Below are 21125 nucleotides of genomic sequence, written 5' to 3'. Positions count from 1 at the left end.
CGAGAGGGGGAGGGGCGCCGCCGGCCACACCCCTCCCCCTCCGATCGACCGCTACTGCAGCCTGATGTCGTTCACCGCCACGTGCCCCCACGTGAGGTTCGCCGCGGAGAACTGCACTTCGAACCTCGTCGCCGTGACGGGGGCCGTGAACGTGAGCGTCCGGGACTCGACCGTCGACGTGTTGGTGGACCACGTGACGGCGGTCGTCGGCAGGACGGTCTGCCATGTTCCCGTGTCGCCGTTCAGCGCCTGCACGAACACCTGAGTCGGGCCCTGCCCTTGTCCGAACGCCGCGCTCAGCGTGATGGAGCTCGCCGTCACCGGCGGGCCGTCGATCTGCAGGTATCCGAGCGTCGATCCCTCCGAAGCCCAGGAGGTCGCGGGGTTGTTGTCGACCAGCGCAGACGTGACGTTGGTGTTCGACAGCTCACCCATGCTCGTCGCCGCCACGCCTCGGTAGGAGGCCGACAGCTCGTTCAGTGCCGCGTGACCCCAGGTCAGGTTCGCCGCCTTGATGATGACCCGGAGCTGACTGGTGGTCACCGCGGCCGGGAGCGTCAGCCGCTTGTACTCGACGGCGGAGGTGTTGGTCGACCAGCTGATCGCCGCATTGGAGAGCTGCGTCTGCCATCCGGTCCCGTTCCACGTCTGCACGTCCACGGCGGTGGGACCCTGTCCCTGCCCGAACGCGACCGCCAGTGTGACTGCATCGAGCGTGCGCGGGTCGTTGTACTGCACCGTGACGTCCCCGGGGAAGGTCGCGCCATTCGCAGTGGCCCATGACGTCGACACGTCGCCGTCGGCGACATTCGCCACCGTACCTGCCGACGTGCCGAGAGAAGACGTCGCGGTCGCGCCGACCACGTGCTGGATCGCACCCAGGTCGACGGCCCCCACGGGGACCGTGCTGCCGAGCGCGTCCTTCGTCTGTCCCCACTCGGAGACGCCCTTGTTCCGCACCGGCGATGTGCCCGCAGGGCTGAACGCCGCCATGTAGGCGTTGAACTGTGCGGAAGTAATGAACCCGCCAGAGGGCAGCGTGGCGGACGTGTTCGCCAGTTGCGGGTCGCCGACGGTCGCGCTCGTGTCGTTGGAGGCCGGAGTCGTGGACGACGTGCCGTTCCAGTAGAGGTTGTTCGAATACGGAGTGACAACCTCACCGGAGACGTTGTACGGAGCGTTGGACGGATTGTAGATGATGTTGTCGACGACGGCCTGTCCGCGGGCGATCGAGTTGCCCGAGGTGTCCGTCGCCACGATCCCGGCGAGCTGCTTGGGGGCGCCGTTCACCCCCGGCGAAGTGAGCGTCGGACCGGGGTCGGCCGATGTCCAGATGGTGTTGTTGTGCGCTCGCGTTCCGCCACAGCCGGAGAGGAAGCGGAAGATGAGGCGCTTGTCGTTCACGCTGAGGTTGTAGCGAACCTGGTTCTGGTAGGCCGAGATCAAGCACATGAAGAACCCGCCGTTATTGCTGTCGCTGATGTTGTACTGCACCACGCTGTTCTGGGAGCCCATGTCGGCGTCGAAAGCGAGTCCGTCTGCGTTGGAATAGATTCCCTCGAAAGCTGTCCGGCGAACAGTGTTGTACTGCACGACGATGCCCTTGGTCCCCTGCCACCAGATGCCGACATTGCCCCCGCCGGCGACGAGCTGGTGGCTTGCGGCGCGATCGACTGTGTTCCACTCGACCACGGCGTTGTCGGCGTACTGCGGCGTGATGCCGCCCCCGGTGACGTCGTGGACGTAGTTCTGGTCCACTTTGAGGCCGGTGAACGGCTTGCGCGTGCCCGAGACCTCTGTCGATGGAATCCCGGTCTCCCCGGAGTAGATTTCGCACCCCCCGCACCAGGTCGTGAAGGTGGAGATGCCGTACGCATTGACGTCGCTGACCTCGTTCCCGGAGATGCGCGTGCCGGCGAACCACGTCTGCACGCTGTTCCCTCGCACTCCGACAGCGATGCCACCCTCCCCGATGCCGCCCGACTTTCCCTGTCCGTCGACGAGGTGGACGAAGTTGTTCAGGATGGAGATGCCGTCCACCTCGCCGATGTCCTTCGCCTCGACATAGATGCCGCGTCGGATGCTGGATGTCGACGTCGTGATCGAGCTGGAGTTCGTGACCTCAAGGTTCTGCACGGTCACATAACTCGCGTTGCGCACGGTCAACGTGTTGGTCACGGAGCCGCCTCCATCGATGCGTCCTCGACCCGCGCCGTAGGACCCGATCGTGATCGGCGCGCTAGCGGTTCCTGATGACGTCACCGTCAAGCTGCCGGTCCAGACCGAGCCCCCCTTGAACAGAACGCTGTCGCCCGGCGAGAGGCTTGTCGCATTGACCTTGTCAAGCGAACGCCAGGGCGATGCCGCGCTCGTACCCGCCGCGGTGTCGTCGCCCGCCGCCGCGTCGACGTAATAGGTGGTGCCACCGGCGGCGTATCCCGGCATTGCGCCAAGCAGGCTGGAACCGGCTGCGGCCAGGACCACGGCAATGGTTGCCGCGGTCAGTCTTCTGCGGCTCAACGGCCGCGTGCGTGGATAACTCATGTCCTGCCCTTCGTCGGACGGTGTGGTTGCGAGACAATATATAGGGCCATTTCGTAAATACCTAGGGTCAGTCGCGTCAGCGGCACATGGCCGACAGTTCCGTGGACTTCGGCACGACGGGAGAACGCTCTCCATTACCGTCGCCGGATACGCCCGGGCTCCGTCGCGGGCAAAGAGTGATGGAACAGTGATGCAACAACCCGCGCGTGAAATTGCGTCTGCCCCGTTGCAGGCGTAACTTTGCCGCTCGTGGCAAATGACAGCCGTGAGAGCGCCGACGCCCCGCAGGTAGCCAAACGCATCCTGCTGGGCGAACCGCTCAGCACAGAGAAGGCGAACGAGCAGCTCCTCCCGAAACGGATGGCGCTGCCGATCTTCGCATCCGACGCGCTCTCCTCCGTGGCTTACGGTCCGCAGGAGATGCTGATGACCCTCGGCCTCGGCGGTCTGGCGTTCCTCACGTTCGCCCCGTGGGTCGCGGCAGCGGTGGTGCTGCTGCTGATCGTCATCGTGCTGAGCTATCGCAAGCTCATCCAGGCCTACCCCTCGGGCGGCGGCGACTACGAGGTCGCGGCCAAGAATCTCGGCGAAGTCCCGGCCGTCGTCGTGGCCGCGGCACTGCTCGTGGACTACATCCTGACGGTGTCGGTGTCGATCGCGTCAGGCGTGGACAACATCATCTCCGCGGTGCCGCAGCTCGATCCGTTCCGCGTCGAACTCGCCGTGGGCTTCGTGATCCTCATCGTGATCGTCAACCTGCGCGGCGTGCGCGAGGCCTCGACGTTCTTCGCGGTCCCGACCTACATCTTCATCGGATCCGTCGGCGTCATGATCGTCACCGGCCTGGTGCGCACGTTCCTCGGCGACGTGCCGGTCGCCGCGAGCGCGCAGTACGCGATGCACGGCGACCAGCTCGCGAACGCGGCGGTCATCCTGCTCGTGCTGCGCGCCTTCTCCAGCGGCTGTTCGGCCCTGACCGGCGTCGAGGCCGTCTCCAACGGCGTGCAGGCCTTCCGCATCCCCAAGATCGGCAACGCGCAGGCGACACTCGCCATGATGGGCGGCATCGCCATCCTGCTGTTCACCGGACTCACCGCCCTCGGCCTGATCACGCAGGTGCACTACGCGGAGAACCCCTGCCGCGACCTGGTCGGCTACGCCTGCGGAACTCCGCAGCAGAGCCTCATGGCGCAGATCGCCTCGGCTGTGTTCGGCGGCGGATCCCTGCCGTTCTTCATCATTCAGGCGGCGACAGCCTGCGTGCTCCTGCTCGCCGCGAACACGGCGTTCAACGGCTTCCCGCTGCTCGGCGCCGTGCTCGCGCGCGACGGCTACGCACCCAAGGCACTGAACACCCGCGGCGACCGCCTGGTGTTCTCGAACGGCATGATCCTGCTCGGCATCGCCGCGATCGGCGTGCTGGTGCTGTTCCAGGCGAATCTGACGAACCTCATCCAGCTGTACATCATCGGCGTGTTCGTGTCGTTCTCGCTCGGCCAGGTCGGCATGGTGCGGCACTGGCGACGGCTGCTGGCCGGCACCAAGACGATGAGCGTGAAGGATGCGCTGCCCGTACGCCGCACGGCCTACACCGGCCTTGCGATCAACTCCCTCGGCGCGTCGATGACGATCGCGGTGCTCGTGATCGTCACCATCACCAAGTTCACGCACGGCGCATGGATGGTGTTCATCGCGATCCCGCTGCTGGCCCTCCTCATGATGGGCGTGAAGCGCTACTACCGCGACGTCGAGCACGAGATCGCTATCGACGACACGACCCACTTCGGATCCGAGGGCGACGTCGCGATCATCCTCGTCAACCGGCTGCAGAAGCCGGTGATCAAGGCGATCGACTACGCCATCGCGGCCAAGCACCAGAAGACGATCGCGCTGCACGTGGCCGCCAACCCGGAGGACGGCGTGCAGCTGCAGAAGGACTGGCAGCAGCACCGGATCCCGATCCCGCTGGTGATCGTGGAGTCTCCGTTCCGCCACTACGCGGCCCCCGTCGAGGCCTACATCAGCAAGTACCGGCAGAAGCACGGTCCGGCCGTGGTCACCGTGTACCTGCCCCAGTACATCGTGGGGCACTGGTGGGAGTCGATCCTGCACAACCGGCGCGCCCGGCGTGTGGCCAACCAGCTGATGATGGTGCACGGCGTCACGATCACGCTCGTGCCCTGGCTGCTCGACTCGTCCGAGCTCATCTACGGACGCCGCTCCCGGCCGGTGCCCGGCCAGCAGCGCGGCGGTCGCCCCCTCTACGGCGACGACAACACGAAGCCGGCGCGTCGGGTGCAGCGCCCGGCGGGCCCGCCCGAGCTGGGCTGAGCGCCGGCGCCGGGCAGCCGTTGACATGACGCCCGCCCGGCGGGACACTCGGGCTGACCGCGGGTGAACGACCACCGCGCGGCGGCGGAAGGACGACGATGCCCGAGACCACTGCTCTGATCGACCGGCTCCGCAGCAGGCTCCCGCAGGACGGCCTGGAGGACCGGGATCCCCGCGACGTCACGGGGGCGCTGACCGCGATGGTCGACCTCGCTGAGGGGCGTCGCCCCGGCGAGACGCGGGTCGCCGTCTTCACGCCGACCATCGCGGAGAACGGCTGGACGTCGCGCCGGACGATCGTGCAGATCTGCACCGACGACGTGCCCTTCCTGGTCGACTCCGTCGCCGCGGCCGTCGCCGAGGAGGGGCCCACCGTCCACCTGCTCCTGCACCCGGTCGTCGCCGTCCGCCGCGACGACGAGGGCCGGCTGCTCGAGGTCGGCGGCCTGGGCGGCCGATCCGAGTCGTGGATGCACCTCGAGACCGACCGGATCCCGACCGTCGAGCAGCGGGAGGCGCTGCGTTCCCGGATCCTCTCCGTCGTCGCCGACGTGCACGCCGCGGTCGCCGACTGGAGCGTGCTGCGACGCACCTGCCTCGACATCGTCACCGCGCTGCGCACCTCCCCGCCGCCGACCGCCGCTCCCGCGGAGATCGCCCGCAGCACCGAGTTCCTGAGCTGGCTCGCCGACGACCACTTCACCTTCCTCGGCTACCGCGCCTACGCGCTGGACGCGATCGACGGGGAGGACGTGCTCCGCCCCATCGACGACACCGGCCTCGGCATCCTCCGGGATGCGCCGAGTCGCGTCGTGCATCTGCGCCCCGAGGCCCGCGCGACCGCGCACGAGCCGCGGATCCTGACGATCACGAAGGCCAACTCGCGATCCACCGTGCACCGGCCCGTGTACCTCGACTACATCGGCGTGCGCTCGTTCGACGAGGCGGGGAACGTGACCGGGGAGCACCGCTTCCTGGGCCTGTTCACGTCGATCACCTACGCCTCCTCCGTGACCGCGCTGCCGATCGTCGCCGCGAAGGTGACCGAGGTGCTGGCGGCCTCCGGCCACGCGCTGGGGTCGCACTCGGCCAAGGAGCTGGAGCAGATCCTCGAGGACTACCCCCGCGACGAGCTGTTCCAGGACTCGCCGGAGCACCTGCTCGCGGTCGCCACCCGGATCAGCCGGCTGCGTGAGCGGCGCGGCGCGGCGATCTTCGCGCGCAGCGACGAGTTCGGCCGGTTCGTGTCGGCGCTGGTCCTGCTGCCGCGCGACCGCTACAACACCCCCGTGCGGCTGCGGATCGAGGCGCTGCTGAAGGACGCCTACGGCGTCGATGCCTTGGAGTACACCGCCAAGGTGGGCGAGTCGCCGCTCGCTCAGCTGCACGTCGTGATGCGGATGCCGAAGGACCGCGATATCCCCGCGATCGACCCGGCCGACTTGGACGCGCGCCTCGCGGCCGCCCTGCGCACGTGGGACTCGGAGTTCGTCGACGCGCTGCACGGCGCATATGACGAGGAGACCGCCGGAACCCTGCACGCCCGCTACAGCGCGGCCTTCCCGGAGTCGTACAAGGAGTTCGCGACGCCCGAGGAGGCCGTCGGCGATGTGCAGCGACTGGAACGGCTCGACGATTCCGGAGGCGTCGCCGTGCACCTGTACGCCGAGGGCGACGATGAGACGCGCCGCTTCCTGACCGTGGTGAGCGTGGATCCGCGCCCGCTCGCCGAGGTGCTGCCCATGCTCACCGCGCTCGGCGTCGAGGTCGTCGACGACCGCCCGCATACCGTCACACTCCCGGACGGCACCCGGCGGCACATCTCCGACTTCGGCCTGCGGCTATCCGATGCGGCGCTCTGGGGCGACGAGACGCGGGCGGCGCAGTTCGAGGAGGCGTTCCTCGCGATCTGGACGGGCGCCGCGGAGAACGACAACCTCAACGCGCTGGTCGTGCACGCGGGGCTGGACTGGCGCGACATCGTCATCCTGCGCGCGATCGGCGGCTATCTGCGACAGATCGGATCCGCGTTCTCGACGGGCTACATCGACCAAGCGCTGATCACGAACCCGACGATCGCGGTGTCGCTGGTGCACCTCTTCGCGGCGAGCTTCGACCCGGACGCAGCGGATCCGGACGCGCAGGCCCGCATCCGGGAGCGCGTGCTCCAGGGGCTGGACGGTGTCGCGAGCCTCGACCACGACCGGATCCTGCGCGCGTTCCTGGGCGTGATCGACGCGACCCTGCGCACCAACTTCTACCAGCAGAGCGCCGACGGGCAGCCGAAGCCCTGGGTGTCGATGAAGCTGGACAGCAAGCGGGTGCCAGATCTTCCCGCGCCCCGGCCGATGGTCGAGATCTGGGTCTACTCCCCCGAGGTCGAGGGCGTGCATCTGCGCTTCGGCGCGGTCGCCCGCGGCGGCCTGCGCTGGAGCGACCGGCGCGAGGACTTCCGCACCGAGGTGCTCGGGCTGGTCAAGGCGCAGATGGTGAAGAACGCCGTGATCGTGCCGACCGGCTCGAAAGGCGGGTTCGTCGGCAAGCGGCTGCCCGACTCCGCCGCCGATCGCGGTGCGTGGCTGGAGGCGGGCAAGGCCGCCTATCGGACGTTCATCCGCGGGCTGCTCGACCTCACCGACAACCGCACGGCCGACGGGATCCTGCCGCCCGATCGCGTGGTGCGACGTGATGGCGACGACCCGTACCTCGTCGTGGCCGCCGACAAGGGCACCGCCACGTTCTCGGACATCGCGAACGGAATCTCCCAGGAGTACGGCTTCTGGCTCGACGACGCCTTCGCCTCGGGCGGCTCCGTCGGCTACGACCACAAGGCGATGGGTATCACGGCGCGCGGCGCGTGGGAGTCGGTCAAGCGGCACTTCCGAGAGCTGGGCCACGACACGCAGACCGAGGACTTCACCGTCGTCGGCATCGGCGACATGTCCGGCGACGTGTTCGGCAACGGGATGCTGCTGTCCGAGCACATCCGGCTGATCGCCGCGTTCGACCACCGTCACGTCTTCATCGATCCGGATCCGGATCCCGCCGTGTCCTTCGCGGAGCGACTGCGGCTGTTCCGCCTGCCCGGCTCGTCCTGGGGCGATTACGACCCGGCGCTGATCTCCGCGGGCGGCGGCGCCTTCCCGCTCAGCGCGAAGTCGATCCCGGTGTCGCCGCAGATGCGGGCGGCGCTCGGACTCGACGACGCGGTGACGGCGCTCACCCCGAACGAGCTCAAGCGCGCGGTGCTGCTCGCCCCCGTCGACCTGCTCTGGAACGGCGGCATCGGCACCTACGTGAAGGCGTCGACCGAGTCGCACGCCGAGATCGGCGATCGCGCCAACGACGCGATCCGCGTCGACGGGCGCAGCCTCCGGGTGCGCGTCGTCGGCGAGGGTGGCAACCTCGGGGTCAGTCAGCGCGGCCGCATCGAGGCGGCGCACGCGGGCGTGCAGATCAACACCGACGCCATCGACAACTCCGCCGGTGTCGGCACCTCCGATCGCGAGGTGAACATCAAGATCCTGCTCGGCGCACTCGTGCGCGAGGGCATGCTGAGCATCGAGGACCGCAACGCCCTGCTCGCATCGATGACGGACGAGGTGGCCGTGCAGGTGCTGCGCGACAACTACGAGCAGAACGTCCTCCTCGGCAACTCCCGCGCGAACGCCGCGATCATGCTGCCCGTGCACGAGAGGCTGATGGAGACCCTGGAGGCGCGCGACGAGCTCGACCGCGAGATCGAGTTCCTGCCCGACCGGCTCACGGTGCAGGAGCGCGTGGAGGCCGGCGAGGGGCTGACCCGACCGGAGTTCGCCGTGCTCGTCGCCTACGCGAAGCTCGCCCTCAAGACCGACTTGGCCGCGACCGACCTCGCCGACGACCCCTGGTTCGCGGAGACCCTCGCGGAGTACTTCCCGAGCGCGCTGCGCGAGCGATTCGGCGAGCGCCTGGCCGAGCATCCGCTGCGCCACGAGATCATCGTGAACACCGTCGTGAACTCGATGGTCAACCGGGGCGGCATCACGTTCGCCGACCGCGCGGCCGCCGAGACCGGGGCCACCGCCGAGCAGATCGCCCGGGCCTACGTCGCGGCGCGGGAGATCTTCGACCTGCGCGGCTTCGTCGTCGCGGTCGAGGCCACCGACAACCTCGTCGACACCGCCACCCAGACCCGGCTGTACCTCGACTTCCGCCGCCTGCTCGACCGCGCCGCGCGCTGGTTCGTGCAGCACCGCTCCGAAGGCGTCGACATCGGCGCCGAGATCGCCCGGTTCGCCGAGCCGGTGCGGATCCTGTCCGAACGGCTCGCCGGGTTCTTCCACGGAGACGAGGCGGCTCAGTTCGCCGCACGGCAGGCGGCGCTCGCGGCCGCGGGAGTGCCCGAGGATCTCGCGCACCGCGGCGCCAGGCTGCTCGAGGCGCTGCGACTGCTCGACGTGATCGAGCTCGCCCAGGCCAGAGGCTGGGATCTCGAAGACGTCGCGCGCACCTACTTCCTGCTCTCCGGGGAGATCCGCTTCGACGATCTGCTGACCAGCGTCTCCGGGCTGCCGCAGGACGACAGCTGGCAGTCGATGGCCCGCGCGTCCCTGCGCGACGACCTGTACGCCGTGCTCGTGGACCTGACCGCCTCGGTGCAGACCCACGCGGGCGACGTCGAGCTCGACGAGCGGTACGCCCGGTGGCTCGAGGGCGGCGGCAGCACGGCGCAGCGGGCCGCCTCGGCCCTCGCCGCAGCGTCGGCCGTGCCGAACCCGGGCATCGCGGTGCTGTCGGTCGCGCTGCGGCGGCTGCGCTCGCTCGTGCGCTGACCCGGGGCGTCATCGGATCCTTGGCGGGTCCTTGGTGCCTCGCTCCTAGCGTCGAAGCATGACGACGACGAGCACTGCGAGAGCGGCGACCGCGGGACGCCTGCTGAACAAGGTCCCCGAGGTCACGATCTGGTTCTGGATCATCAAGATCCTGTGCACCACGGTCGGCGAGAGCTTCGCGGACTGGATCAACCTCACACTCGGCGTCGGCCTGGGCAACACTGCGTGGATCTTCACGGGCGTGCTCGTCGTTGTCCTCGCGGTGCAGCTGAGCCTCAAGCGGTATTCGCCGTTCCCGTACTGGCTGACGGTCGTGGTCATCTCGATCACCGGCACCCTGTACACCGACATCCTGACCGACCAGCTGGGCGTGCCCCTGTGGGTCTCCTCCGCCGTGTTCTCGGTGCTGCTGGCGGCCGTGTTCGGGATCTGGTGGGCCCGGGAGCGCACGCTGTCGATCCATTCCATCGACACCCGCCCGCGCGAGGCATTCTACTGGCTCACCGTGCTCGTGACGTTCGCACTCGGCACCGCGACCGGGGACTGGACGCTGGAGCTGACCGGCTGGAGCCCCGGGGTCGCCGTGCTGCTGCCGCTCGGACTGATCCTCGCGATCACCGCGCTGTGGCGTGGTGGAGCGAACCCCGTGCTGTCGTTCTGGCTGGCCTACATCCTGACGCGGCCGCTCGGCGCCAACATCGGCGACTTCCTCGGCTCCCCGACGCAGGCCGCGAACCCGGGCGAGCCGGTCGGCCTGGGCCTCGGCACCTTCGCCACGAGCATCATCTTCCTCGGGCTGATCCTGGCCACCGTGATCTACCTCGCGATCAGCCGCCGCGACGTGGTGGAGACCTACGATGCGACCCACGTCTCCCGAGTGGTCACCAGCCCGCAGCGCGAACGGATCGGCCTGATCGGATTCGTCGCCCTCGGCGTCGCCACCGCCGTGATCCTCACCGTCGCCTCACTCGCGCCCCACCAGGCGGCCGCGGCAGCCGACGACGGCGCTTCGACCGGTCCGGTCGCCTCTCTCTCGCCGCAGCAGGTCACCGCGCATCTGCCGAAGGAGGCGGTCGCCAAGTACATCGCGCTCGCGCAGACCGCGACGAAGCAGGATGCGGCGGGCGATACGTCCGCATCGCATGCCACCGTTCAGAGGATGCGCGACGCGTGGGACGCCGACGCGAACGCGCTGCAGGCCGCCGACCAGACCGCCTGGACGTTCCTGGATCAGCAGATGGACGCGATCCTCAAGACCTACGCGATCGATCATCCGGGGGTGAAAGCCGCGGCGCCCGCCGCGCAGCAGGCCGAGCTCGCGACCCTGCTGAAGGATCTCGGCGCCTGAGCCGGGATCGTCTGGGTCGCCGTCGATCAGGCCGGTGTGCCGAGGCGGTAGCCGGCGCCGCGGACGGTCTGGATGAGGTCGCGATCGGTCTTGCGTCGCAGGTAGTGCACGTAGGTCTCCACCGTGGTGAGGCTCTCGCCGCGGGCGAACACGGCCTGCAGCAGATACTCGCGGGAGAACGTCCGCTCCGGTTCGGCGGCCAGCACGTGCAGGAACGCGCTCTCGGCCTCGGTGAGCAGGATCCGCCCCGCGTACGGCGACTCGATGCTCTGATCGTCGGGGTGGAAGACCCAGCTGCCGATCGCGAGGCCCTCCTCCGGTCCGCCGTAGTCGCGGGTCAGCGCCCGCAGCCGCGCGCTCAGCTCCTCGAACTCGAAGGGCTTGACGAGGTAGTCGTTGGCGCCGGCGTCGAGGCCATCGACCCGGTCACGCACCTCGCCCAGCGCTGTGAGCATCAGGATCGGCGTCGCCACCCGGCGCCGGCGCAGCTCGCGCACCAGCTCCTCGCCGCTCATGCCGGGCAGCCGTCGATCCGTGACGATCACGTCGTAGCGCGCGGCGAGCGCCGCCGCCAGCCCCTCCTCGGCGGTCCCCTTCAGATCGACGCGCCATTCGGATCCGAGCACGTCACCCATGATCGGCCCGAGACGCGGATCGTCCTCGACCAGCAGCAGCCGCCCCGTCATCGCGCACCCTCCGCGAGCGGCACCCTCAGCGCGAACGCGGTGCCCTCGGGCCCGGTGCGCACGACCCGCACGTCTCCGCCGTGGCGCTCGACGACCTCCTTCACCAGCGAAAGTCCGATGCCGGACCGGGTGCGTGCGACGCCGTCGGATTCCCGCGCCGTCGCCGCGCCATGAGCGAAGCGGTCGAAGATGCGCTCCGGCGCGATCCCGACGATGCCGGATCCGCCGTCCAGGACGGTGACGCGCACCATGTCGTCCTCGGTCGCCGCCGAGACCACGACCGTCCCGTTCGACGGGGAGTGATCGATCGCGTTGTCGAGCAGCGCGACCAGGCAGCGGCGCAGTTCCGATTCCGGCAGCGCCGCGACGACCGGCCCCGGCACGGCACTCGCCGGGAGCTCGACCCGCACCGAGACCTCGCGCTGCGCGGCCAGCACGGCGAGGTCGGCCGCGACCTCGGTCAGCACGTCGGCGACCACGCAGCTGCCGCGGCGGGCGGGCGCGCCGGTCGCGACGGCCAGCATGTCATCGACCACGCCCGACATGATCCGGGCGTCGGCGCGCAGCGCTCCGACGATCTCGTGGCGGGGGTCGTCCGCGGGCGTGAGCAGCGCGAGGTGCTGCGCCCGCGCGTTCAACACGGCGAGCGGGGTGCGCAGCTCGTGACTGGCATCGGCGACGAACCGCTCCTGGATGCGGGCGGCCTCTGCAAGCGGGCGGACCGCGCGGCGGGCGATGAGCCAGGCCGCACCGCCGGCGCACAGCACTGCGCCGACACCCACGACCAGGCCGGCGATCACGAGGTTGGCCGGCTCCACGAACACGCGGACGCTGCCCGGATCGACCCCCGCCTCCTCTGCCGGCCTGGTCTGCCAGAACAGGTAGCCCATCGCGAGCGCGGCGCCGACGAGCACGAGAACGGCCGAGACCCCGGCGACCTGCCAGCCGATCGCACGGCTGGAGCGGCGCGGATCGAGCGGATCCGGCGGGTGCGCACGTCGCGTCATGCGTCCATCATCCCCTGGCGCACCTCCGGCGGGCCCGCACTCGGCACCGGTCCGTGCGGAAGGTGCATGGATCCCGCAGCGGCGCGTGAGGGAGTCGTGAGGATCCCGATCCGGCGCTCTCCGGACCGGTTCGATCGGATCCGTGCTCGACATCATCTACGTCGCGGGAACGCTCGCGCTGTTCGCCCTGGTCGCACTGATCGCGAAGGGGGTGGAGAAGCTGTGATCGTCATCGAGATCATCGCCGCTGTCCTCGCCGTCGTCGCGATCGGCTACCTCGTGGTCGCCCTCGTCGCCCCGGAGAAGTTCTGATGGGCGCCGCGTCCGTCGACGCCGCCGGCCTCTGGCTCGGCGTGCTCCAGGCCGCCACGCTCATCGTCGTCCTCGTGCTGCTGTACCGCCCCCTCGGCGACTACATGGCCCGCGTCTACACCGGCGCCAAGGATGTGCGCGTGGAGCGCGGCCTCTACCGCCTCATCGGCGTTGATCCGTCGTCCGAGCAGACCTGGAGGGCCTACGCGCGCAGCGTGCTCGCGTTCTCCGTCGTCGGCCTGCTGCTGCTCTACCTGCTGCAGCGCGTGCAGCAGGTCCTGCCGCTCTCGCTCGGCCTGCCCTCGGTGCCGGAGGCCCTCGCGTTCAACACGGCCGCCTCGTTCGTCGCCAACACCAACTGGCAGTCATACTCGCCCGAGCAGACCATGGGCCACCTCGTCCAGCTCGCAGGCCTCGCCGTGCAGAACTTCACCTCGGCCGCGGTCGGCATCGCGATCGCCATCGCCCTCGTGCGCGGCTTCGCCCGTCGCGGCAGCGCCACGATCGGCAACTTCTGGGTCGACCTCATCCGCGGACTGATCCGCCTGCTGCTTCCCCTCGCCGTGCTCTCGGCGCTCGCCCTCATCGCCGGCGGCGTGGTGCAGAACCTGTCCGGCTTCACCGAGGTGCACACGCTCGCCGGCACTGCGCAGGCGATCCCCGGAGGACCGGTCGCCTCGCAGGAGGCCATCAAGCTCCTCGGCACCAACGGCGGCGGCTTCTACAACGCCAACTCCGCGCACCCGTTCGAGAACCCGATGCCGTGGACGAACCTGCTCGAGATCATCCTGATCCTCGCGATCCCGTTCGCGCTGCCGCGCACGTTCGGCCGGATCGTCGGCGACCACCGCCAGGGCTACGCGATCGCGGCCGTGATGGGCACGATCTTCCTGGTCTCCCTGACCGCACTGAGCGCCTTCGAACTCGGTGGCGGCGGTACGGCCACGCAGCTCGCCGGATCCGCCATGGAGGGCAAGGAGCAGCGGTTCGGGGTCCTCGGATCCACGCTCTTCGGCACCGCGTCCACGCTCACCTCCACCGGTGCGGTCAATGCGATGCACGACTCGTTCACCCCGCTCGGCGGCATGATGCCGATGATCAACATGATGCTCGGCGAGGTCGCGCCCGGCGGCGTCGGATCCGGGCTGTACGGCATGCTCATCCTCGCCGTGATCGCGGTGTTCGTGGGCGGGCTGCTCGTCGGCCGCACCCCGGAGTACCTGGGCAAGCGTCTCGGTCCGCGTGAGATCAATCTCGCCAGCCTCTACATCCTGGTGACGCCGACCCTGGTGCTGGCCGGCACCGCCCTGAGCTTCGCGATCCCCCCGATCCGCGCCGATGTGGAGAAGACCTCGATCCTCAACCCCGGCCCGCATGGGCTCAGCGAGGTGCTCTACGCCTTCACCTCGGCGGCGAACAACAACGGATCCGCCTTCGCCGGCCTCACCGCGAACACCCCCTGGCTGAACACCGCGCTCGGCGTCGCGATGCTGCTCGGACGGTTCGTCCCGATCGTGTTCGTGCTGGCCCTCGCCGGATCCCTGGCCCGGCAGCAGCACGTGCCGGAGACGGCCGGAACGCTGCCCACGCACCGCCCGCAGTTCGTCGGGCTCCTCATCGCAGTGTCCGTCGTGGTCACCGCCCTCACCTACTTCCCCGTGCTCACGCTCGGGCCGCTCGCAGAAGGACTCGTCCGATGACCGTCATGACCCCCTCGGTCCCTGAGCCTGTCGAAGGTCTCACCCACCCCGCTCCCGAACCCGCATCGGGCGACGGATCCGGATCCCCGAAGCGCCCGCAGCGCGCCTTCGGCTGGAGCCAGCTCACGCAGGCTCTGCCCGGTGCGCTGCGCCGGCTGAATCCCGCCACTCTGCTGCGCAACCCCGTCATCCTTCTCGTGTGGGCCGGCGCCGCGATCACCACCGTGCTGGCGGTCGCCGAGCCGTTCCTCGGTTCAGCCGCGGCGGCCTCGGGCGGCACTCCCGTCCCGAACGGCTTCACCTGGTCGATCGCGGTGTGGCTCTGGCTCACCGTGCTTTTCGCGAACCTCGCCGAGTCCGTGGCCGAAGGCCGCGGCAAGGCGCAGGCCGCGACGCTGCGCAAGACGCGCACAAGCACGATGGCCCGTCGCGTGGTCCGCTACGACGACGCGACCGATCCCACAGCGGAGCGCGCGGCGACCGAGGAGGTCTCCTCCGCCGACCTGCGCCGGGACGACGTGGTGATCGTGGTCGCGGGCGAGCCCATCCCCGGAGACGGCGATATCGTCGCCGGCATTGCGACCGTCGACGAGTCGGCGATCACCGGCGAGAGCGCCCCGGTGGTGCGCGAGTCCGGCGGCGACCGCAGCGCCGTCACCGGCGGCACCCGGGTGCTGTCGGACCGGATCGTGGTGCGGATCACGTCCCAGCCTGGCGAGACCTTCGTCGACCGCATGATCGCGCTCGTCGAAGGCGCGGATCGCCAGCGCACCCCTAACGAGATCGCGCTCAACATCCTGCTCGCGAGCCTGTCGATCGTGTTCCTGGTGGTGGTGCTGGCCCTCAACCCGATCGCGTCGTACTCGGCGTCGCCGGTGAGCATCCCGGTGCTGATCGCCCTGCTCGTCTGCCTGATCCCGACCACGATCGGCGCGCTGCTGAGCGCGATCGGCATCGCCGGGATGGACCGTCTCGTGCAGCGCAACGTGCTGGCGATGTCGGGCCGCGCGGTCGAGGCCGCGGGCGACGTCACCACGCTGCTCCTCGACAAGACCGGCACGATCACGTACGGCAACCGCCGTGCCACCGACGTCCGACCGGTCGCCGGGGTCTCCGCGGAGGAGTTGCTGCACGCCGCGGCGCTGTCCTCCCTCGCCGACCCCACGCCGGAGGGCGCGTCGATCGTCGAGCTCGCCGCGGGCCGCGGCATCGTGGTCGCCGCTCCCGAGGGTGCCGAGACCGTGCCGTTCACCGCGCAGACCCGCATGAGCGGCGTCGACCTGATCGACGGGACGCAGATCCGCAAGGGGGCAGGATCCGCGATCCGCGCCTGGATCGAGTCGGAGGGCCCTTCGACTGGCTCAGGGACCGACGCGGCGGCCGCCGCCGAGGCCGCGCGCTTCGCCGACGACATCGCCGCGTCGGGCGGCACTCCGCTCATGGTGGCCGTCAGCGCCCCGAGGTCCTCGAGCGAGGCGGGCACCCGCATCCTCGGCGTCGTGCACCTCAAGGACGTCGTCAAGGAGGGCCTGGCGGAGCGGTTCGGCGAACTGCGTAGCATGGGCATCCGCACCGTGATGATCACGGGCGACAACCCGCTCACGGCGAAGGCGATCGCGGCCGAGGCCGGCGTCGACGACTACCTCGCCGAGGCCACCCCGGAGGACAAGCTCGCCCTGATCCGCCGCGAGCAGGAGGGCGGCCGTCTCGTCGCGATGACCGGGGACGGCACGAACGACGCCCCCGCCCTCGCGCAGGCCGACGTCGGCGTCGCGATGAACACGGGCACCTCGGCCGCCAAGGAGGCCGGGAACATGGTCGATCTGGACTCGGATCCGACCAAGCTCATCGACATCGTGCGGATCGGCAAGCAGCTGCTCATCACCCGTGGCGCGCTCACCACGTTCTCGCTCGCCAACGACATCGCGAAGTACTTCGCGATCATCCCGGCGATGTTCATGGGTGCTTTCCCCGGGCTCGCGGCGCTCAACATCATGCAGTTGCACTCGCCGGCCTCCGCCGTGACGAGCGCGATCATCTTCAACGCGGTCGTGATCGTCTTCCTCATCCCGCTCGCCCTGCGCGGGGTGACCTACAAGCCGGCGAGCGCGTCGCAGATCCTGCAGCGCAACCTGCTGATCTACGGGATCGGCGGCGTGATCCTCCCGTTCGTCGGCATCAAGCTCATCGACCTCGTCGTCGCTCTCATCCCCGGTTTCTGACGCCGGATTCTGACTCCAAAGGAACGCACACCATGTCGAACCTCCGCGGCACCGTCCGCCTCACCGGCGTCGCCGTCCGCGCGATGCTCGTGCTCACCCTCCTCCTCGGTGTCGGGTACACGCTCGCGATCACCGGTATCGGCCAGCTCGCGCTGCCCTGGCAGTCGAACGGATCCCTCGTCGACGCGAAGGGGCGACCCGTCGGCGGCTGGGCCGGCGGTGACGCGCCGCTCGGCAGCGCGCTGATCGGGCAGTCCTTCACCGACGCTAAGGGCGAGGCGCTGCCGCAGTACTTCCAGCCCCGCCCCTCAGCGGCCGGCAAGAACGGCTATGATCCCACGGCCTCTGGCGGCAGCAACCTCGGCCCCAACAACCCCGACCTCGTCAAGACGATCGCCGAGCGCCGTGCGGCGATCGCGGCGCGCGAGCACGTCGCCGCATCCGCGGTCCCTGCGGACGCTGTCACCGCCTCGGCGTCGGGTCTCGATCCGCAGATCAGCCCGGCGTACGCCCTGCTGCAGGTGAACCGGGTCGCCGAGGCGCGCGGCCTGGACGCCTCCGCAGTCCGCTCGCTGGTGGAGTCTAGGATTCAAACGCGCGATGCGGGCTTCCTCGGCGAGGAGCGGGTGAACGTGCTCGCGCTGAATCAGGCCCTCGACGCCCTGCAGCGGTGAGAACCGGCGACGAGAGAGCACCTGCAGTGAGCGAGGCGATGATGGGCGCGAGGCGCGAGGGGGGATCCGGATCCCGCGGACGCCTGCGCGTGCTGCTGGGTGCGGCGCCCGGCGTGGGCAAGACCTACGAGATGCTCGGCGAGGGCCGACGTCTCGCCGAGGCCGGGCGCGATGTGGCGATCGGGATCGTGGAGACGCACGGCCGCGACGCGACGCTCGCCCAGACCCGGGGCATCGAGCAGGTGCCGCGTCGGGCCGTGTCGCACCGCGGGGTGCAGCTCGATGAGCTCGACCTCGACGCGGTGCTCGCCCGTCGGCCAGAGCTCGCGCTCATCGACGAGATGGCGCACACCAACGCGCCCGGATCCCGCAACGCCAAGCGCTGGCAGGACGTGCAGGAGCTGCTGGACGCGGGCATCGACGTGATCACCACGGTGAACGTGCAGCACATCGCGTCGCTCAACGCCGTCGTCGAGAAGATCACCGGCGTCGTGCAGCAGGAGACCGTCCCGGACGAGGTCATCCGCGACGCGGACGAGGTGGAGGTCGTGGATCTCGCCCCGCAGACCCTGCGCGACCGGCTGTCCGCGGGCCAGGTGTATCCGGCCGAGCGCATCGACGCGGCGCTGTCGAACTACTTCCGCCTCGGCAACCTCACGGCGCTGCGAGAACTGGCGCTGCTGTGGCTGGCGGACGAGGTGGACAGCGCGCTGCGCAGCTACCGCACCCAGCACGGCATCGACAGCGCCTGGCAGGCCAGGGAGCGCGTGGTCGTCGCCCTCACCGGTGGACCGGAGGGCGAGACGCTGCTGCGCCGTGGCGCCAGGATCGCGGCGCGTTCGGCGGGCGGGGAGCTGCTCGCCGTGCACGTCACCACGCAGGACGGCCTGCGCGGCGATCGCCCTGGCGCACTCAGCGCCCAGCGCGGCCTCGTGGAATCCCTGGGCGGCAGCTACCACCAGCTCGTGGGCGACGACGTGCCGGGCGCGCTGGTCGAGTTCGCGCAGTCCGTCGACGCCAGCCAGCTCGTGATCGGAGTGAGCCGGCGCTCCCGGCTCTCCGCAGCGCTCACGGGGCCGGGCATCGGCGCGGAGATCATCCGCCGCTCCGGGGACATCGACGTGCACATCGTCACCCACGCCGCCGCAGGCGGGCGCGGACCGCTCCCCTCGATCAGAGGCGGAGCCCTCGGGTGGCGGCGCCAGCTCATCGGCCTCGCCGTGGCCCTGGTCGGCGGGCCGCTGCTGTCCTGGCTGCTGTTCGCGCTCAAGGCACCCGGATCCATCACCACCGACGTGCTCAGCTACCAGCTGCTGGTCGTCGTGGTGGCGCTCATCGGCGGCCTGCGGCCGGCCCTCTTCGCCGCCGTGCTGAGCGGGTTCACGCTGGACTTCCTCTTCGTCGATCCGCTGTTCACCGTCACGATCGCGGATCCGCTGCACGCCCTCGCCCTCGCGCTCTACGTCGTGATCGCGGTGCTCGTGAGCATCGTCGTGGACCAGGCGGCCCGCCGCGCCCGCGCCGCCCAGCGCGCGGCCGGGGAGGCCGAGCTCCTCGCCGCGGTGGCGGGCAACGTGCTGCGCGGCGACAGCGCCCCCACCGCCCTGGTCGCACGAGCACGCGAGGCGTTCGGACTGAGCGGCATCCGGCTGCTCTCCCCCGACGGCGCGGTGATCGCCGCCGACGGGGAGCCGCTCGCCGGGAGCGACGCGGATCCGAGCGAATCCCCGGCCGGAGGATCCGCCGCAGCAGGATCGGCGTCGGCATCGACCGCCGCCGGGCGCGTCGAGACCGTGCCGGTCGGCATCGGAGCGGATGGACAGCCGCGCGCGATCCTCGAGCTGCACGGGGCCGACCTCGACGCGGCGGGACGCCGGCTGCTCGACGCGATCGTGGCGCAGCTCGCCGCCGCGATCGAGCACACCGACCTGCGCGAGACCGCGAGCCAGGCCGCGGTGCTCGCCGAGACCGATCAGGTGCGCAGCGCCTTGCTCTCGGCCCTGAGCCACGACCTGCGCCGCCCGCTCGCCGCCGCCGTCGCCGCGGTCGGCGGACTGCGCAGTGCGCACCGCCTCTCGGCGGAGGACCGCGCCGAGCTCGTCGAGACCGCCGACGAGAGCCTCGCCACGCTGTCACGCCTGGTCACCGACCTGCTCGATGTCAGCCGCGTGCAGGCCGGTGTGCTGGCGGTGTCGCTGGGCCGGGTGGATGCTGCGAGCGGCGTGGTCTCGGCGCTGGACGAGCTGTCGCTCGGCCCCGCCGATGTCGAGCTCGCCCTGGATCCGGTGCTGCCGGCGCTGCGCGCGGATCCGGTGCTGCTGCAGCGCGTGCTCGTGAACCTGCTCACCAATGCCGTCCGGCATTCGCCCGACGGCGTCCGCGTGATCGTGTCGACGAGCCGCCTCGGCGAGCGCGCGGAGATCCGCGTGGCCGACAGGGGCGAGGGCATCCCCGAGGACCAGCGTGAGAGCGCGTTCCTGCCGTTCCAGCGCCACGGCGACACCGACAACACGACGGGGCTCGGCCTCGGCCTCGCCCTGTCTCGCGGTTTCGCCGAGGGCATGGGCGGTACGCTGACGGCCGAGGACACCCCTGGCGGCGGCCTCACGATGGTGGTGTCGCTGCCGCTCGCGGACGCTGGTTTCGAAGCGCGCACTTTGCCGTATCCGGGCACGGAATACGACCATTTGCGCGCTTCGAACCGCGAGAGCCCCACCCCGGACGGAGATCCCCGATGAAACTGCTCGTCGCCGACGACGACCCGCAGCTCGTGCGCGCTCTGCGGATCACGCTCGCGGCGCACGGCTACGACGTGATCGCCGCCCCCGATGGCGCCGCCGCGATCGCGATGGCCGCGCAGGCCCACCCCGACATCGTGCTGCTCGACCTCGGCATGCCGAAGCTCGACGGGATCGCCGTGATCGAGGCGCTGCGCGGCTGGAGCGACGTGCCGATCCTGGTCGTGTCGGGCCGGACCGGATCCGCGGACAAGGTCGAGGCCCTCGATGCGGGCGCCGACGACTACGTCACCAAGCCGTTCCAGATCGACGAGCTGCTCGCGCGGCTGCGCGCCCTCGCCCGCCGCCGCGGCGGAGCACCGGCCGAGTCGTCGGTCGCCTTCGGCGAGGTGGAGGTGGATCTGGCAGCCAAGGCCGTGACGCGCGGCGGATCCCGCGTGCACCTCACTCCCACGGAGTGGCAGATCCTGGAGCATCTGGCCCGCCACCCCGGCGCGCTCGTGACGCGGCAAGAGCTGCTGCGCGAGATCTGGGGCACCGAGCAGATCACCGACACCGGCTATCTGCGGCTGTACCTGTCGCAGCTGCGCAAGAAGCTCGAGCGCACTCCGAGCGCGCCGGAGCACCTGCTCACCGAACAGGGCATGGGCTACCGCCTGGTGCTGGACCCGGCCTGAACCCCCGCTCTGACGAACGAGCGCGACCTCAGTCTGAGATCCCAGACAGCCGCCTTCGAAAGGTTGTTGGTA

12 protein-coding genes are annotated in these 21125 nt (G+C 70.2%); 9 read left to right on the top strand and 3 right to left on the bottom strand.

Translation table 11 applies throughout. The features are described from left to right. Window positions 1-51: 51 nt before the first annotated feature. Window positions 52-2445, bottom strand: a complete 2394-nt coding sequence (locus ACTJI8_RS08595) for a discoidin domain-containing protein (RefSeq protein ID WP_440733005.1) — start codon at window positions 2443-2445, stop codon at window positions 52-54. Between the two features lie 348 nt (window positions 2446-2793). Between ACTJI8_RS08595 and ACTJI8_RS08590 the strand changes: the two genes are divergently transcribed. The 3 genes from ACTJI8_RS08590 to ACTJI8_RS08580 all read left to right on the top strand — a co-directional run bounded on the left by ACTJI8_RS08590 (window position 2794) and on the right by ACTJI8_RS08580 (window position 11037). Continuing rightward, window positions 2794-4875, top strand: coding sequence for an APC family permease (locus ACTJI8_RS08590; protein WP_440733004.1), 2082 nt, complete (start codon window positions 2794-2796; stop codon window positions 4873-4875). Between the two features lie 98 nt (window positions 4876-4973). Continuing rightward, window positions 4974-9689 (top strand): NAD-glutamate dehydrogenase, encoded by a 4716-nt coding sequence (locus tag ACTJI8_RS08585; protein WP_440733003.1) that lies wholly within the window; start codon window positions 4974-4976, stop codon window positions 9687-9689. A gap of 58 nt (window positions 9690-9747) precedes the next feature. Beyond that, complete coding sequence (locus ACTJI8_RS08580; protein ID WP_440733002.1) at window positions 9748-11037, top strand: COG4705 family protein; 1290 nt, start codon at window positions 9748-9750, stop codon at window positions 11035-11037. 26 nt (window positions 11038-11063) lie between these two features. On the opposite strand, the gene ACTJI8_RS08575 is transcribed toward ACTJI8_RS08580, so the two are convergent. Together ACTJI8_RS08575 and ACTJI8_RS08570 are read right to left on the bottom strand one after the other, a co-directional pair. Then, window positions 11064-11723, bottom strand: coding sequence for a response regulator transcription factor (locus ACTJI8_RS08575; protein WP_440733001.1), 660 nt, complete (start codon window positions 11721-11723; stop codon window positions 11064-11066). Next, window positions 11720-12730: a sensor histidine kinase gene (locus ACTJI8_RS08570; RefSeq protein ID WP_440733000.1), complete on the bottom strand. Its 1011-nt coding sequence runs from the start codon at window positions 12728-12730 to the stop codon at window positions 11720-11722. Before ACTJI8_RS08570 ends, ACTJI8_RS08575 begins: the two co-directional genes overlap by 4 nt. 222 nt (window positions 12731-12952) lie before the next feature. On the opposite strand from ACTJI8_RS08570, the gene ACTJI8_RS08565 reads away from it, so the two are divergent. From ACTJI8_RS08565 to ACTJI8_RS08540, 6 genes are read left to right on the top strand one after another with little or no spacing between them, the layout of a single operon-like run. After that, window positions 12953-13042, top strand: coding sequence for a potassium-transporting ATPase subunit F (locus ACTJI8_RS08565; RefSeq protein WP_440732999.1), 90 nt, complete (start codon window positions 12953-12955; stop codon window positions 13040-13042). Further along, window positions 13042-14742 (top strand): potassium-transporting ATPase subunit KdpA, encoded by a 1701-nt coding sequence (gene kdpA, locus ACTJI8_RS08560; RefSeq protein WP_440732998.1) that lies wholly within the window; start codon window positions 13042-13044, stop codon window positions 14740-14742. The genes ACTJI8_RS08565 and kdpA overlap by 1 nt, the downstream gene beginning before the upstream one ends. Next, window positions 14739-16964, top strand: coding sequence for a potassium-transporting ATPase subunit KdpB (gene kdpB / locus ACTJI8_RS08555; protein ID WP_440732997.1), 2226 nt, complete (start codon window positions 14739-14741; stop codon window positions 16962-16964). Before kdpA ends, kdpB begins: the two co-directional genes overlap by 4 nt. 32 nt (window positions 16965-16996) lie before the next feature. Beyond that, window positions 16997-17638, top strand: coding sequence for a potassium-transporting ATPase subunit KdpC (gene kdpC, locus ACTJI8_RS08550; protein WP_440732996.1), 642 nt, complete (start codon window positions 16997-16999; stop codon window positions 17636-17638). A gap of 41 nt (window positions 17639-17679) precedes the next feature. Continuing rightward, window positions 17680-20376 carry an ATP-binding protein gene (locus ACTJI8_RS08545; RefSeq protein WP_440733208.1) on the top strand — a complete coding sequence of 899 codons (2697 nt, stop codon included), beginning with the start codon at window positions 17680-17682 and terminating at the stop codon, window positions 20374-20376. Further along, window positions 20373-21053, top strand: coding sequence for a response regulator (locus tag ACTJI8_RS08540; protein ID WP_440732995.1), 681 nt, complete (start codon window positions 20373-20375; stop codon window positions 21051-21053). The genes ACTJI8_RS08545 and ACTJI8_RS08540 overlap by 4 nt, the downstream gene beginning before the upstream one ends. Window positions 21054-21125: the final 72 nt, after the last annotated feature.

Source organism: Microbacterium sp. 22303 (genome assembly GCF_052045265.1).
Classification (GTDB): Bacteria; Actinomycetota; Actinomycetes; order Actinomycetales; family Microbacteriaceae; genus Microbacterium.
The sequence above is the reverse complement of the archived record's forward strand: the minus strand, read 5'-3'. Positions and strand labels throughout refer to the sequence as shown.